Annotated in this window: 19 protein-coding genes; 12 read left to right on the forward strand and 7 right to left on the reverse strand. The window is 70.7% G+C overall.

Annotated elements, in window-relative coordinates; translation table 11 throughout:
- Positions 1-772: ABC transporter ATP-binding protein (locus AUL35_RS08355; protein WP_156417902.1), on the forward strand; the 772-nt coding region annotated here is incomplete at its 5' end.
- 6 nt (positions 773-778) lie between these two features.
- Here the strand turns inward: AUL35_RS08355 and AUL35_RS08360 are convergent.
- From AUL35_RS08360 to AUL35_RS08380, 5 genes are all read right to left on the reverse strand, one after another.
- Positions 779-1663, reverse strand: a complete 885-nt coding sequence (locus tag AUL35_RS08360; RefSeq protein ID WP_244493707.1) for a glycerol acyltransferase — start codon at positions 1661-1663, stop codon at positions 779-781.
- Positions 1664-1797: 134 nt separating this feature from the next.
- Positions 1798-2550, reverse strand: coding sequence for a VOC family protein (locus AUL35_RS08365; RefSeq protein WP_062013966.1), 753 nt, complete (start codon positions 2548-2550; stop codon positions 1798-1800).
- Complete coding sequence (locus tag AUL35_RS08370; RefSeq protein WP_244493708.1) at positions 2547-3506, reverse strand: SMP-30/gluconolactonase/LRE family protein; 960 nt, start codon at positions 3504-3506, stop codon at positions 2547-2549. The genes AUL35_RS08365 and AUL35_RS08370 overlap by 4 nt, the downstream gene beginning before the upstream one ends.
- Positions 3491-3940 carry a cupin domain-containing protein gene (locus AUL35_RS08375; protein WP_062013968.1) on the reverse strand — a complete coding sequence of 150 codons (450 nt, stop codon included), beginning with the start codon at positions 3938-3940 and terminating at the stop codon, positions 3491-3493. The genes AUL35_RS08370 and AUL35_RS08375 overlap by 16 nt, the downstream gene beginning before the upstream one ends.
- On the reverse strand, positions 3937-4404 hold the full coding sequence (locus tag AUL35_RS08380; protein WP_062013970.1) for a DoxX family membrane protein: 468 nt from the start codon (positions 4402-4404) through the stop codon (positions 3937-3939). Before AUL35_RS08380 ends, AUL35_RS08375 begins: the two co-directional genes overlap by 4 nt.
- Positions 4405-4556: 152 nt before the next feature.
- Between AUL35_RS08380 and AUL35_RS08385 the strand changes: the two genes are divergently transcribed.
- Both AUL35_RS08385 and cysQ read left to right on the forward strand, forming a co-directional pair.
- On the forward strand, positions 4557-6134 hold the full coding sequence (locus AUL35_RS08385) for an FAD-dependent oxidoreductase (RefSeq protein WP_062013972.1): 1578 nt from the start codon (positions 4557-4559) through the stop codon (positions 6132-6134).
- Between the two features lie 57 nt (positions 6135-6191).
- Entirely contained in the window at positions 6192-6974 is a 783-nt protein-coding gene (cysQ, locus tag AUL35_RS08390) for a 3'(2'),5'-bisphosphate nucleotidase CysQ (protein WP_062013975.1), read from the forward strand.
- A 4-nt stretch (positions 6975-6978) separates the two neighbouring features.
- Here the strand turns inward: cysQ and AUL35_RS08395 are convergent, their stop codons facing one another.
- Positions 6979-7206 carry a hypothetical protein gene (locus tag AUL35_RS08395; RefSeq protein WP_062013977.1) on the reverse strand — a complete coding sequence of 76 codons (228 nt, stop codon included), beginning with the start codon at positions 7204-7206 and terminating at the stop codon, positions 6979-6981.
- Positions 7207-7418: 212 nt separating this feature from the next.
- Here AUL35_RS08395 and AUL35_RS08400 point away from each other — a divergent pair, with 212 nt between their 5' ends.
- The 7 genes from AUL35_RS08400 (at position 7419) to AUL35_RS08425 (ending at position 11712) form a co-directional block, all read left to right on the forward strand.
- On the forward strand, positions 7419-7766 hold the full coding sequence (locus AUL35_RS08400; RefSeq protein ID WP_062013979.1) for a hypothetical protein: 348 nt from the start codon (positions 7419-7421) through the stop codon (positions 7764-7766).
- A gap of 30 nt (positions 7767-7796) precedes the next feature.
- Positions 7797-8102 carry a YkgJ family cysteine cluster protein gene (locus tag AUL35_RS08405; RefSeq protein ID WP_062013981.1) on the forward strand — a complete coding sequence of 102 codons (306 nt, stop codon included), beginning with the start codon at positions 7797-7799 and terminating at the stop codon, positions 8100-8102.
- A 79-nt stretch (positions 8103-8181) separates the two neighbouring features.
- On the forward strand, positions 8182-8445 hold the full coding sequence (locus tag AUL35_RS08410) for a hypothetical protein (RefSeq protein WP_062013983.1): 264 nt from the start codon (positions 8182-8184) through the stop codon (positions 8443-8445).
- Between the two features lie 137 nt (positions 8446-8582).
- Positions 8583-8741, forward strand: a complete 159-nt coding sequence (locus AUL35_RS21555) for a DUF3563 family protein (protein WP_082666204.1) — start codon at positions 8583-8585, stop codon at positions 8739-8741.
- A 93-nt stretch (positions 8742-8834) separates the two neighbouring features.
- Complete coding sequence (locus AUL35_RS08415) at positions 8835-9623, forward strand: (Fe-S)-binding protein (RefSeq protein ID WP_062013985.1); 789 nt, start codon at positions 8835-8837, stop codon at positions 9621-9623.
- Entirely contained in the window at positions 9620-11059 is a 1440-nt protein-coding gene (locus tag AUL35_RS08420; RefSeq protein WP_062013987.1) for a LutB/LldF family L-lactate oxidation iron-sulfur protein, read from the forward strand. The genes AUL35_RS08415 and AUL35_RS08420 overlap by 4 nt, the downstream gene beginning before the upstream one ends.
- Positions 11056-11712, forward strand: coding sequence for an LUD domain-containing protein (locus AUL35_RS08425; protein WP_062013989.1), 657 nt, complete (start codon positions 11056-11058; stop codon positions 11710-11712). Before AUL35_RS08420 ends, AUL35_RS08425 begins: the two co-directional genes overlap by 4 nt.
- 7 nt (positions 11713-11719) lie before the next feature.
- Here the strand turns inward: AUL35_RS08425 and AUL35_RS08430 are convergent, their stop codons facing one another.
- Positions 11720-12103, reverse strand: a complete 384-nt coding sequence (locus AUL35_RS08430; RefSeq protein WP_062013991.1) for a response regulator — start codon at positions 12101-12103, stop codon at positions 11720-11722.
- 122 nt (positions 12104-12225) lie between these two features.
- Here AUL35_RS08430 and AUL35_RS08435 point away from each other — a divergent pair, with 122 nt between their 5' ends.
- Both AUL35_RS08435 and AUL35_RS08440 read left to right on the forward strand, forming a co-directional pair.
- Positions 12226-13851: a hybrid sensor histidine kinase/response regulator gene (locus AUL35_RS08435; RefSeq protein WP_062013993.1), complete on the forward strand. Its 1626-nt coding sequence runs from the start codon at positions 12226-12228 to the stop codon at positions 13849-13851.
- Between the two features lie 102 nt (positions 13852-13953).
- A complete protein-coding gene (locus AUL35_RS08440; protein ID WP_244493709.1) occupies positions 13954-14442 on the forward strand; it encodes a MarR family winged helix-turn-helix transcriptional regulator in 489 nt (162 codons plus the stop codon).
- The last annotated feature ends 4 nt before the right edge of the window (positions 14443-14446 follow it).

Here is a 14446-nt window from a genome sequence, read left to right on the forward strand (position 1 = left end):
CCCCCTGCCCCCGCGCATCCGCGAGGGGTTCCGCTTCGAGAACGTCGGCTTCCGCTATGCGGGCTCGGAGCGCTGGGCCGTGCGCGGCCTCGACGTCCAACTACCCGCCGGTGAGGTGGTCGCGCTGGTCGGCGAGAACGGCGCGGGCAAGACGACGCTGGTGAAGCTGCTCGCCCGGCTCTACGACCCGACCGAGGGGCGCATCCTCCTCGACGGCACCGACCTGCGCGAGTTCGACCTTGCCGAGCTGCGCTCGCGCGTCGGCGTCATCTTCCAGGACTTCGTGCGCTACGACCTGTCGGCGGGCGAGAACGTCGCGGTCGGGCGGATCGAGGCGCGCGGGGACGCGAACCGCATCCGCGAGGCAGCCGGGCGCAGCCTCGCCGACGAGGTGATCGAGCGCCTGCCGGAGAAATACGACCAGACGCTGGGCCGCCTGTTCGCGGGCGGCGTCGAGCTGTCGGGTGGCGAATGGCAGAAGATCGCGATCGCCCGCGCCTACATGCGCGACGCCGAGGTGCTGATCCTCGACGAGCCGACGGCGGCCCTCGACGCGCGTGCCGAGTTCGCGGTCTTCGAGCGCTTCCGCGAGCTCAGCGCCGGCCGCACGGCGGTGCTCATCTCGCACCGCTTCTCGTCGGTGCGCCGGGCCGACCGCATCCTGGTTCTCGCCGGTGGCCGCATCGAGGCGGAAGGAACGCACGAGGCGCTGATGGCGGCTGGCGGACGCTATGCCGAGCTCTTCGAGCTGCAGGCCGCCGGCTACCGTTGAGCCGCGCTAGCCGAGCGCCAGCACGGAGCGGCGCAGTTGCTCGGTCAGCGCGAGGCGGTCGCTCGTCTGCCCGATCTCGTCCGGCGCGATCGGGCGGCCGACCGTGATGCGCAGCTGCCGGCCGCGCAGGCGGCGGAACTCGCCCACCAAGAGCCCGAGACGCACGGTGGCCGAGACGCGGCTGGCGAGGTGGAAGAGCGGCCCGTTCTGCCCGGCGCAGTGAACGGGCAGGACGCCCGCGCGGCCCCCACGCACGAGCCCGGCGGCGAACGTCTTCCAGGGCAGGTCCTCGGCGCGCCCGAAGGGTCGGGGCGCTGTGGCGACCGCGCCGGCCGGAAACACGATCACGATCGTGCCCTCGGCGAGAAGCTCGGCGGCGCGCCGCTTGGTGGCAAGGTTCAGCGCCACCGCCTCGCGCGTTTCCTCGAACGAGACCGGCAGGCCGTAGCGCGCCATCTCGGGGATCTGCATGAGGTCGTTGTGGAGAAGGATGCGCGCCGGCCGGCCGAGCCGCTCCGCGAGCGCCAGCATGGCCGCGCCGTCGCCGATGCCGAACGGATGGTTCGCGACCATCACGAGGCGCTCGGGCAGCTCGCCCGGCCGGAGCGGCCAGCTTCCGCCGATGTCGAGACCGATCCGCATCGTCTCCAGCATGAGGTGGAAGGGCTGCGGATGCCCCAGCGCCACGCGTTCGCGCCATTGCCGGTAGAGCCGCTCCAGCTCGCGCCGCCCCGACAGCATCTCCAGCGAGCGGATGAGGGCGCGTCGCGCGAGCGGGTCGGTCGGTCGCGCATAGCTGATCGCCGCCACCTCGTCGCGCGCTCGGTGAAGGCGCGGCAGGCGGATGCCGCGTCTCGAGCCCCGCTCCTGTCCCGCCCCGTCGATCCGCATGCGCCGTCCCCTGCCGCCTGGCCGAAGCCAGAGGCATAGCGCCTGCCCGTGACGGGGAGGCGACAGCGGCTGTGGAGCCTCCGCAGCCGGTGCGGGAGCGCTCCGGCGTCGCACGATGCGTCGATACGAATGGCCTAGAGGCCGAGAAGCCCGTGGCCGTCGGGGTCGTGGGCCGGAATGCCGTCGCCGCCGGAAAGGCGCAGCGCCGTGCGCTGGCCCGGCACGGACGCAAGGGCGCCGGGGGTTCGGTAGCACAGGAGTTCCAGATGCGGCGGCGCGCCACCCGGCGGCTGGAGCCCCGTCACCTCCACCGCGACGGCGGAGGGGTCGACGCCGGCCAGCCCGTCCATGCGGGCCTGCTCGGCACCGCGGTTCGTTTGTCGCGACAGGACTGTGAAGCCGAGCTGCCCGTAGAAGCGCAGGCTCTCGTCGGTGTCGCGCACCGAGACGGCGCTGTGGTCGATGCCCTGAAACAGGCCGGGCCGCTCGCGCCAGAGGTTCGGCACGTTCCCTGAAGGAAATCGGAGGAACTCCAGCGGGTGCCCATCGGGGTCGCGAAACTTGAAGGCGGTGGCGCAGCCGGACGCCTCGGGCAGGTGTTCGGGTCCGTTGAGCGAGATCGCCCGCCAACCGGGAACCGCGCGCAGGCGCTCCATCGCCGCCGCCATGTCGAAGACGATGATCGCCATGTGCTGGAAGCCGACCGAGTTCGAGGGCGCCGAGGCGGGTGGCCCGCTGCCGCGCTTGAACTCGACGCGCTCTTGCCCGAGCCGCACCGCTCCCTCGCCGTCCGCCACGGCATCGAAGGCCGCGCGATAAAAGGCGGCGAGCCGGGCGGGGTCGCGCGCCTCGCGCACGATCGCGGCGATACGCAGCGCGCCGCTCATGGCCAGCGCGCTCCGCGCGTGTTCAGGAACACGGCCATCAGCGTGTGGCTCGCGCCGATGAAGAGCCGATCGCGGTGCGGCCCGCCGCCGAAGGTGAGGTTCGAGACGGTGACGCCGAGGTGGATGCGCCCGAGAAGCCGGCCGTCGGGGCCGAGGCAATGGATGCCGTCGCCCGCGCTCGACCAGATGCGGCCCGCCTCGTCGACGGCCATCCCGTCCGTGTAGCCGGGCGAGACCTTGGCGAGGTCGCGCACGGCCCCGAGTGTGCGCCCGTCCGGCAAGACGGGCAGGACGCGAAGGACCTGCACGGGATCAGGACGGCTCTGGTCGCCCGTCTCGGCGACATAGAGGAGCGTCTCGTCGGGCGAGAAGGCGAGACCGTTCGGCCCCTGGAAGTCGAGGCTAACGGCCGAAAGGTCCCGCGTGTCGGGATTGAGCCGGTAGACCGTCGGCGGGAGCTCGGCCGCCTGCCGCTCGCCCTCGTAGTCGTTGGCAATGCCGTAGGGCGGGTCGGTGAACCAGATCGAGCCGTCACTCTTCACCACGACGTCGTTGGGCGAGTTGAGCCGGCGCCCCCGGAAATGCGTGGCGAGCGTGGTGAGCGAACCATCGTGCTCGACCCGAACCACCGCGCGATCGAGGTTGACGCAGGCGATGACGCGCCCCTCGCGGTCGCGCGCCTGTCCGTTGGCGTTGCCGGACGGCTCGCGCCAGACATGGAGGCCGCCGCGCTCGCTCCACGCCATGGTGCGCCCGCGCGGCAGGTCCTGGAACAGGAGCGTCGCCCAGTCCCCCATCCAGACCAGCCCCTCGATCCAGCGAAAGCCAGTCGCCAGCACCTCCACCGGCGCGTTCGAGAGCGTCAGCTGGTCGAACTCGGGCTCCACCGTCTCGAAGCGGAAGTCGGCGATGGGAAGCCCGGCATCCGGGACGCCGCCGGTCAGCGGAAACGGCACGGCGTCGTCCGGTCGCGCTGGGAGTCGAACTGCACGACCATGAGGACAGCCGGCTCGTCGCCCGCCGTGCCCGACATGTGCCCCTTGCGGCCGTCCTTCTCCCGCGTGCCCTGGTCCTCGCCGAACGAGATTTCGCCCGGCCCCATCTCGACCCGCGTACCGTCCATGGATTCCACCCACCAGCGGCCCGAAAGCGGGATGATCCATTGCGGCGCGGGGTTCTCGTGCCAGGCGCCCTCCCAGCCCGCCGGCTGCACCGTCACCATGACGGTCATCCCGTCGTGATGCTTTTCGCCCTGCCATTGCGGGGCGGCGGGCGGCTGCATGCTTTTCAGCTCGAACTCGGTCATCTCGCACTGGCGCTGCCGGCTGACGCCGTCCTCGTCGGTGTAGAGGTGCCAGTAGGATACGCGGGGCGGGGTCTCGTCGCTCATGGCTGGGTCTCGGCAAGGCTGTAGGGATGGGTGGAGCCGAACGGGTCGGCGAAGAAGCGGTCGACGCTCGCCGCCGTCGTGCCGAAGGTGACGAGCAGGAAGCCGCCGGCCAGCGCGAAGTTCTTCAGGAAGTCCCAGAACAGGTCGCGGCCCTTGCTCGGACCGGTGAAGGCGAAGTCCCCTTGCGCCCAGAAGCGCTTCCACAGGACGGCGGTCGCCATGCAGTAGCCGGCCAGAACCAGGGCGGCCATGCGGTCGGCGACGCCCGTCAGGACGCCGAGCGACATGACGATCTCGACCGCGAGGCCGGCAAAGATGAGCGCTCTGGCGAGCGTGCGCGAGGGCGCGATCTCGCCCGCCTGGCCGACGGCCCCCCGGAAGTTCACGATCTTGTCCATCGCGCTGAAGGGCAGGAACAGGGCGACGAGGAGGAGCCGGATCCCGAAGGCGATGACGAGCGACATGGGACCGGAACTCCGCTGGGTCTTGCCGCCGCTGAACGCCGCGCTTCCCCCTCGGTTGCACATGTGGACGAAACGTCATCACGCGTTCGGGAACGGCGCCCGAGCCCGATCGTTGCCCGGCTCACGTATTGGGACGCCTGAAGGGATGCGCCATGGATGACCGCTACGACGTCGTGATCGTGGGCGCGGGACCGGGCGGGGGCACGGTGGCCTGGCGTCTCGCGCAGACCGGCAAGCGCGTGCTCCTCGTCGAGCGCGGCGACTATCTCAAACGCGAGCGCCAGAACTGGGATACCGAGGAGGTCTTCGCCAAGGGCCGCTACCAGGCGCGGGAGACCTGGGTCTCGTCGAGCGGCGAGAGCTTCCGGCCGGGCCTGCACTACTTCGTCGGCGGCAACTCCAAGGTCTACGGCGGGGTGCTGCTCCGCCTGCGGGAGGAGGACTTCGACGCGGTGCGCCACCCGGACGGCGTCGCGCCGGAATGGCCGGTGAAGTACGACGAGTTCGAGCCCTACTACCAGGCGGCGGAAGAGCTCTTCGAGGTGCGCGGCCAACGCGGCGAGGACCCGACCGAGCCCCCCTCCCCCAAGCCCTACAAGCACCCGGCGATCCGTCACGAGCCGCGCATCCAGAAGCTCGCCGACGACTGGGCGCGAGAGGGGCTTCACCCGTTCCACCTGCCGATGGGAGCCCTACTCGACCAGGACGAGACGGGCGCGGCGACCCCGCACTCGCCGCTCCTGCGCTGCGATCCGTTCGACGGCTATCCCAGCCTCACCAACGGCAAGGCGGACGCGCAGGTGATCTGCGTCGACCCGGCTCTCGAGGCCCACCCGAACCTCACGCTTCTGAAGAACGCCTATGTCGAGCGTCTCGTGACCGACGCGGCGGGCACGAGCGTGGTGGGCGTCGAGACGGTGGTCGAGGGCCGCCGCCACACGATCCGGGGCGACATCGTGGTGGTGGCCTGCGGCGCGCTCTCCTCGGCGCTCCTGTTCCTGCGATCGGGCAGCGACCGGCATCCGGACGGGCTCGCCAACCGCTCGGGCCAGGTCGGGCGCAACTACATGCGCCACAACAACGCGACCGTTCTCGCCATCTCCAAGGAGCCGAACCCGACCGAGTTCCAGAAGACGCTCGGCCTCAACGACTTCTACCACCCCCACGCGAAGTCGCCGTTGAACCCGTTCGAATATCCGCTCGGCCATATCCAGATGGTCGGCAAGTCAGACGGCATGCAGATCGAGGCGGAAGGGCTGGCGGGCTTCCTCCAGTGGCTGCCCGAGAAGCCGTTCGAGTGGATCGCGCGGCACTCGATCGACTTCTGGCTGACCTCGGAGGACCTGCCCAAACCCGAGAACCGCATCTTCTACCGCGACAACCGGGTCCATCTCGACCTGACGCAGACCAACATGGACGGGCAGCGCGCCTTGCGCGAGATGCTGCGCGGGATCTGCGACAAGGCCGCGATCCACCCGCACCTGATGGACCGCACGCTGTATCTGGGCAAGGACACGCCGATCGGCGGCACGGCGCACCAGGCCGGCACGCTGCGCTTCGGCCCCGACCCCGCGCGCGACGTCCTCGACCTCGACTGCCGCGCACACGGGATCGACAACCTCTATGTCACCGATGCCAGCTTCTTCCCCTCGATCGGCGCGGTGAACCCGACGCTCACCATCATCGCCAACGCGCTGCGCGTGGCGGACCGCATCGCCAGGCGCCTTTGAGGCAGGATCCGTGCTAGAGGGCGCCCCATGTCCCTCACGTCCGGAACCAAGCCAAGCATGACCACTCTCCTCGACACGCTGATCCACGCCGCCCGCCTCGGCGGCGCGGTGGTCATGCGGCACTACGAGGCCGGGGTCGAGGCGCACGAGAAGAGCGACGGCTCGCCGGTCACGCTCGCCGACACGCAGGCGGAGGCCGCGATCCTGGCGCAGCTCGCGCTCGACCATCCCGGCGTGCCGACGGTGGGCGAGGAGACCGGCGCCTCGCCGGGCGCGGGGAGCGGCACTTTCTTCCTGATCGACCCGCTCGACGGCACGCGCGAGTTCATCGGCCGCAACGGCGAGTTCACGGTCAACATCGCGCTGATCGAACACGGGGAGCCGGTGGCCGGCGTCGTTCTGGCACCCGCCATGGGGCGGCTGTTCGCGGGAGCGCGCGGGGCGGGCGCCTTCGAGATCATGGCGGACGGGTCGCGGCGCCCCTTGCGCGTGCGCGCCTCGCCGCCCGCGCCCGTGGTGCTGGGAAGCCGCTCGCACGCGACGCCCGAGACGAGGCTCTGGCTGGAGCGCTTTCCCGGCCACGGCGCGGAGCCCTGCGGCTCGTCGGTGAAGTTCGGGCGGCTGGCGGCGGGCGAGGCCGATCTCTACCCCCGGCTCGGTCCCACGATGGAGTGGGACACGGCGGCGGGCGACGCGGTGCTGCGCGCGGCCGGCGGCCTGACCGTGACGCTGGAGGGCGAGCCGCTGCGCTACGGGCGGGCGGGCGGCGACTGGCGCAACCCGCATTTCATCGCTTACGGCGACCCGGCGCTGGCGGCGCGCTGCCGGTCCGCCGCCTGATCCGTCAGACGATGAACAGCGCCACGAGGGCCGACCACATCAGCGACGACAGGCCGAGGCCGATCAGCAGGCCCTTGGCGGGACGCAGGCCCTCGTTGGCCGCGGCGACGCCTTGTGCGGAACGGCTCCAGGTCGCGCGGCCGGCGGGAGCAAGCGACATGGTGGTCATGTGCGACATGGGCGAGACGAGTCCCCTGAAGGCGGCGCGGACGAGCGTGTCCGAACGAGACATGGGCGATCCTAGCCGACGAGTCCTTGCGCTATCGCAAGCAAAACTCCTGCAATTTGAGCCAAAGACGCGGTAAGAAGCCGGGCGGGAGGGCCGGCTTCTCGCCACCGACCTGCCCCCGCGGCAGGCTCGCGCCAGTTGGTCGTGACACGTTCGAAACCGTCGCATCCCGTTCGACACGCCTCAAACCCGTCAACCATGGTTGGTCCCGTTCCATGCAGCTTCAGCGAATCTGGACCGATGCGCAGGCCGAGATCCGGTTCTGGCAGTTGATGCGCTCGATCGAGGAGGCGCGCGTCTCGCAAGGTGGATTCTGGTCGCGCCTGACGGGGGCTCCCCGGCGCGCGGCTCGGCGCAGCGAAGCGTTGCAGCGCGAGGCCGACGCGCTGGTGGAACGCTTCACGCTGGCGGCAAGCGCCGCCCCGGAGGCACCGCGCCCCGTGCCCGACGAGGTCGAGCGCCTGGCGCGCATCCATTCGGCGATCCGCGTCGCGGCGACGCTCGCCAACGACGCGTCGCCGGCTCCCGTGCGCCATCGCACCCGGACCGGCCAGGGTGTCTGATCCCGCCGGGTCGCGGCGGGCCGACAAGCCATGATCGTCCCTTTTTCGAGCTCGCCCTCCTACGACTGCCAGCTGTGCGGCGCCTGCTGCTCGACCTCGCGCGAGTGGCCGCGCTTCTCCCTGGAAAGCGACGAGGAGATCGAGCGCATTCCCGAACCCTTGCGCGAGGCCGGCGGCATGCGCTGCGAGGGCGAGCGCTGCCTTGCCCTGTCGGGCGTCGTCGGCGAAGCCACGCGCTGCACGGTCTATGCGCTGCGCCCCCTCGTCTGCCGCGACTGCGAGCCGGGCGATCCGGAATGTCTCGAGGCCCGGCGAACGTTCGGCCTTCCGGTGTGAGAAGAATGCCCCTGCCTGTCTTGGCAGCGTCATTCACTCGTGATTAACTTTTCCTCATCGCGAACCGGGAGACGCCGTCATGTTCGTCGTGAGGATCGAGACCGAAGAGGTCCGCAAGTTCCGTGCCTTCCGTCGCCTGCGCGACGCCTTCGCCTATGCCCGACGCTCGGACGACGAGACGCAGGACAAGGGTGCCAGCGTCTTCGACGTCGCCGACACGGACGACGCCGAAATCGCCGTGATGGCGGTTCGCGACGGACTGGGCGCACCGCTCGCCGCGCGCGAGCCCGACACCGCCGTCATGCTCGCATCGATGGGACTCGGCACCGGACTTCGCATCTAAGGCCCGGAAAGCCTGGCGCGGTTAACAAAGCCTGACCGCGAGCCATGAGTTTCGTGCATGGCGACCATGACCGATGCTGCATTGCAGCAGAAGCGGACGGTTCATAGATTGGGTTCAGCCAAGAAGGAACCGAACCCATGACCATCACCAGCCGCCTGCGCCAGGCCTTCCGCACCGTCTCCTCCGAGGATCGCGCCAACCGCTACCTCAACGAGGCGACCTCGCTCGTTGACCTGGAGCGTCGCCAGCGCGAGATCGACCGCGGCCTCTTCGTTCGCCGCAACTACCCGTTCTAAGCGCCGCCCCGGCCGCCCCGGCCGCGCCCCGCGCGGCCATCGGCGCTTGCGCCGGGAGCCCCGCCGCGCCATGACGATGGCGGGAGGCTCCCCATGCCAGAGGCAATCACCACCCCGTCCGGCGAAGGGCCGCGCGTCGCGCTCTTCGTGACCTGTCTCGTCAACGTCATGCGCCCGGCGATCGCCGAGTGCGCGCGCGAGCTGCTTCTCGCCGCCGGCTGCCGGGTCGAGGTGCCGCTCCGGCAGACCTGCTGCGGCCAGCCCAACTTCAACGCGGGCGACCGCGAGGGCGGCCAGGCGCTGGCGCGCCACCAGATCGAGGTGCTGGAAGGCTACGACTACGTCGTGGCCCCGTCCGGCTCCTGCGTCGGGTCGCTGCGCCACGACGCGGGCACAGCGCTCGCCGACGACCCGGTTTGGGGCCCGCGCGCCCGCGCGCTCGCCGCGCGCACCCACGAGGTCGTCGGCTTCCTGCACGACGTCCTCCGCTTCCGCCCCGAGCCCCCTTCGCACCGCGCAACGGCGACCTACCATCCGACCTGCTCGGGCCTGCGCGAGCTGGGCCTGCGAGAGCAGCCCAAGGCGCTTCTCGGCCGCATTCCCGGGCTCGAATGGGTGCCTCTTCCCGAGGCCGAGACGTGCTGCGGCTTCGGCGGCACGTTCTGCGTGAAATATCCCGCGATCGCCAATGCCGTGGTCGAGGAGAAGGCGCGGGCCGTCGAGGCCACCGGCGCCGACATCCTGATCGGCGGCGACCTCGGCTGCCTCATGAACATGGCCGGCAAGCTGCAGCGGCGCGGCTCGCCCGTGCGCGTCTTCCACACGGTGGAGGCGCTGGCCGGCCGGTTGTCGGGTCCAGCCCTCGGGGAACCCGGCGCATGAGCGCGCTGCCGACCCCCGAAAACTTCGACGGGCGTACGCAGAAGGCGCTCGCCGACGCGCGCCTCAAGATCGCGATCGACCGAACCGCCGGCACCGCGCGCGCCAAGCGCGCGGCGATCGTGGGCCAATGGCCGGATTTCACGCTCGCGCGCGAGCGCGGGCGCGAGATCAAGGACCACGTCGTCGAGAACCTCGACCACTATCTCGCCGAGTTCGAGCGCAACGCCGTGGCGTCCGGCGCGGTGGTGCATTGGGCCGAGACGGCCGACGAGGCCTGCCGCATCGTGGTCGACATCTGCCGGCGCGCGGGCGCGCGCTCGGTGACGCGCTCCAAGTCCATGCTCGGCGAGGAGATCGGCCTGCCCCACGCGCTGGAGGAGGCCGGCATCGAGCGCGTCGAGACGGACCTGGCCGAGCACATCGTCCAGCTCGCCGGAGAGCGGCCCAGCCACATCATCTGGCCCGCCATGCACAAGACGCGCGAGGAGATCTCGGATCTCTTCCGCCGGCACCATGCCGAGCCGCACCGCGAAGAAACGGCCGAAGCCATGGCGGCCTCGGCGCGGCGGCACCTGCGCGAGCGCTTCCTGCGGGCCGATGTCGGCATCTCGGGCGCCAACTTCCTCGTCGCCGACACGGGCTCGGTCTGCACCGTGACCAACGAGGGCAACGCGGAGATGACCACGACGCCGCCGCGCATCCACATCGCGACGGCCGGCATCGAGAAGCTCGTGCCCACGGCCGCCCACGCCGCGATGATGCTGCGCCTTCTCGTGCGCTCGGCGACCGGGGCCGCGCTCACGCAGTACACGACCTTCCACACGGGCCCCAGGCGCGCGGGCGACCTCGACGGGCCGGACGAGTTCCACATCGTCCTCGTCGACAATGGGCGCTCGCGCATGCTCGCCGACCGCGAGATGCGGCCCATGCTGCGCTGCATCCGCTGCGGCGCCTGCATGAACCACTGCCCGGTCTTCAACCAGATCGGCGGCCATGCCTATGGCGGCACATATCCCGGACCCATGGGCGCGGTGCTGACGCCCGCGCTCGACGGGCTCTCCATGCAGACGCGCGATCTGGCCCACGCCTGCACGCTGAACGGGCGCTGCCGCGAGGTCTGCCCGGTGGACATCCCGCTGCCGACGCTTCTCAAGGGCTGGCGCACGCGCTCCTGGCGCGAGGGGCTGGAGCCCAAGACCATGCGCCGGGGCCTTTCGCTCTGGCGTTGGGCGGGGACGCACCCGCGCCTCTATCGGCTGGGCGCCGCCGTGGCCGCGCGGGCCCTGCGCCTGGCCGCGCGCGGCCGGGGGCGCCTCGGGCGCCTGCCCTTCCTGGCGGACGCCTGGACGCGCTACCGCGACCTGCCCGCTCCGCCCCCCGGCCCGACCTTCCTCGAGCGCGAGGCGCAGCGCCTGCGCGAGGGAACGCGATCGTGACCGGCGCGCGCGAGCGGGTGCTGGGCGCGGTGCGCGCTGCGCTGTCGGGCACGCCGCGCCGCCCGGCGGACGAGATCGCGAGCGAGGCGCGCCGGCTTCTCGACGAACCCGAGCGGGTGCGTCCCGTTCTGCCGCCCGGCGAGCCCGTCGCCCTGTTCGAGGCGGCGGTGGCGCGCCTGCCGCCCGGCGCCTCGATGGAGCGGGTCGATGGCTGGGACGCCCTGCCGGCGCGCGTCGCGGCCCGCCTTGCGAGCCTTGGCGCCGGCCCGGCGCTGAAGCTTGCGCCCGAGCCCGTCCTGACGCGCCTCGACTGGCGGCGCGCCGGTGTCGAGCTCGTCGAGGATGCCAACGAGCGCGCCGCCCTGTCGCTTGCCGAATGCGCGGTGGCCGAGACCGGAAGCCTCCTCCTGCGCTCGGGGCCGCGGATGGCGGTGCTCGACGCCTTCCTGCCGCTGCACCATCTCGTGGCGGTGCGGGCGAGCGACGTCCTGCGCCACCTCGAGGACGCCGTCGCCCGCGCCGATCTCGCGCGCTCGCGCAACCTCGTCGTCGTCACCGGCCCGAGCGGCACGACCGACATCGAGGGCAGCCTCGTGATCGGCGTCCACGGCCCCGCGACGCTTCATATCCTCGTGGTCGGAAACGCGGCGTGACCCGGCGTCAGGCGCCCAGCAGCGTCGTCAGCGCGTCGCGCAGCTCGCGGTTCGAATAGGGTTTCGACAGGACGTCGGTCGCGGTCTCGTCGAGGATGCCATCCGGCAGGAGGTTGAGGTTGCCGGTGGCGAAGAGAACGGGGAAGCCCGGCCGGCGACGGCGCAGTTCCAGCGCGAGGTCGGGGCCCGACAGGTCGGGAAGCGTCACGTCGAGGATCGCCGCGCGGTAGCCGTCCGCCCCGGCGAAGCTGACCAGCGCCTCCTCGCCCGAGCCGGCCTCCTGGCACTCGAAGCCGGCATCCTCGATCCACTCCACGGTCAGCGCCCGGATCATCGGATCGTCCTCCACGAGGAGGACCTTGCCGCGCGTCGGCGCTTCATGCTGAGACATCCGCAATCTTCTTCGAGTTCCGGCCGGCCGGGAGGTGAATCCGGCGCCCTGTCCCCACGAGGCCGCCTTGTCTTGGCATAGGTCGGAACCATGTTTCGAGTAAACAGCGTCACAGGCTTTTCATGACCGACACTCCCGAGACCCCGCCGCGGGAGCCGAACGACGTTCGCGTGTCGGGACAGGCCCTGAAGCCGAGCGGGTCTCACCACGACATCTTCTTCAAGGCCGTGGAAACGACGCGGATGCCGATGACGGTCACCGACCCTCATCAGCCCGACAACCCGATCGTCTTCGCCAACAACGCCTTCGTCCAGATGACGGGATATCGGCTGGATGAGATCATTGGTCGCAATTGCCGCTTCCTCCAGGGCCCCGGCACCGAGGCCGCGATCGTGGACGAGGTGCGCGAGGCGATCGCGGAGCGGCGCGAGCTCGCCACCGAGATCCTGAACTACCGCAAGGACGGCTCGTCCTTCTGGAACGCGCTCTTCATCTCGCCGGTCTACGACACGGACGGGAACCTCGTGTACTTCTTCGGCTCCCAGCTCGACGTCTCGCGTCGGCGCGACGCGGAGGACGCCCTGCGCCAGGCGCAGAAGATGGAGGCGCTCGGCCAGCTGACGGGCGGCATCGCGCACGACTTCAACAACCTCCTGCAGGTCGTCACCGGCTATCTCGAGGTGATCTCCTCCGGGATCGAGAAGAGCGAGATCGACCGGTCGCGCCTGACGCGCGCGGTGGACAACGTGCGCTCGGCCGCGGGCCGTGCCGTGACGCTGACCCAGCAGCTTCTGGCGTTCGCCCGCAAGCAGCGCCTCGAAGGGCGCCTCGTGAACCTCAACGGCCTCGTCGGCGGCATGACCGACATGGCCAACCGGACCTTCGGCGACCAGATCACGGTGGAGACCGAGCTGGCCCCCGATCTTGCCAACTGCCGCATCGACACGACGCAGGCCGAGGTCGCCCTCCTCAACATCCTGATCAACGCCCGCGACGCCATGTCCGCCTCCTCGGGCGGCACGGTGCGCATCCGCACAAGCAACGTGAGCGTTTCCACCGACGACGGCGACGCCTTCGGACACGTCCAGCCCGGCGACTTCGTTTCCGTCTCGGTCAGCGACACGGGCACCGGCATCCCGCGCGAGATCCTGACGCGCGTGCTCGACCCCTTCTTCACCACCAAGGACGAGGGCAAGGGCACGGGCCTCGGCTTGTCCATGGTCTACGGCTTCGCCAAGCAGTCCGGCGGCACGGTGCGCATCGATTCCGAGGTCGGCCGGGGCACCACGGTCGAACTCCTCTTCCCGGCGGCCGAGGGCGAGATCGCGCGGCCGCGCGAGCACCGGCACGCCTTCACCAGCCGGGGCACCGAGACGATCCTCGTGGTGGACGACCGGCCCGACGTCGCCGAGCTCGCCCGCGACATGCTGGAGGACTACGGCTACCGCGTCGTGGTGGAGAACGCCCCGCGCGAGGCGTTGCGCCGGCTCGACGAGGGGCAGCCGGCCGACCTCCTCTTCACCGACCTCGTCATGCCGGGCGGCATGAACGGGGTGGCGCTGGCGCGCGAGGCGCACCGGCGGCGGCCGCGCCTCAAGGTTCTCCTGACCACCGGCTATGCCGAGACCTCGATCGAGCGCACCGAGGCGGGCGGCACGGAGTTCGAACTCCTCAACAAGCCTTATGGTCGCCAAGACCTCGCGCGCCGGATCCGCATGGTTCTCGATGGCCCGACCGGGGTGGTCTGAACCTGAAAATACCAACCTGCGCGGGTATATTCCGGGGTTTTATTTGTTGCTCTTATAAATGGTTTAATGCGCGGGCTGTTTCGATTGACCCATTCTGGCGTCATGAACGAACGCCCCTCGCTTGTTGCTTCCGCTCCGATCACGATCCAGGACGCCGGGGAGGCAGGGCTGGTGACGTCGCTCCTGTCGATCTCGAAGACCACCCGGGCCTTTCTGTCGCTGCTTCTGACCGAGATCGACCTTCATCCCGGCCAGGACCAGCTTCTGCACCGCCTTGTGCCCGGCCAGCCGGTCAGCGTCTCGGCGCTGGCCGATCAGCTCGCGGTGCGCCCGTCCACCGTGTCCAAGATGCTCGACCGCCTGATCGAGAAGCAGCTCGTCAACCGCTCCAGCAATGCCACCGACGCGCGCCGCACGATGGTGATGCTGACGCCCGCCGGCGAGGCGGCGCGCGACAACGTGCGCGGCCTCTGGGACCGGCTCGAGACCGAGCTGGCCGGCGCCTTGCCGGAGGCGGATCGACAACCGCTCCTCCAGGCGCTCCAGCAGATCGACGGGCTTCTCACCGCCAAGCTGCGCCGGCTGCGCTAGGCAT

Origin of the sequence: Aureimonas sp. AU4, from assembly GCF_001463765.1 — a bacterium.
In the GTDB taxonomy this organism is placed as follows: Bacteria; Pseudomonadota; Alphaproteobacteria; order Rhizobiales; family Rhizobiaceae; genus Aureimonas.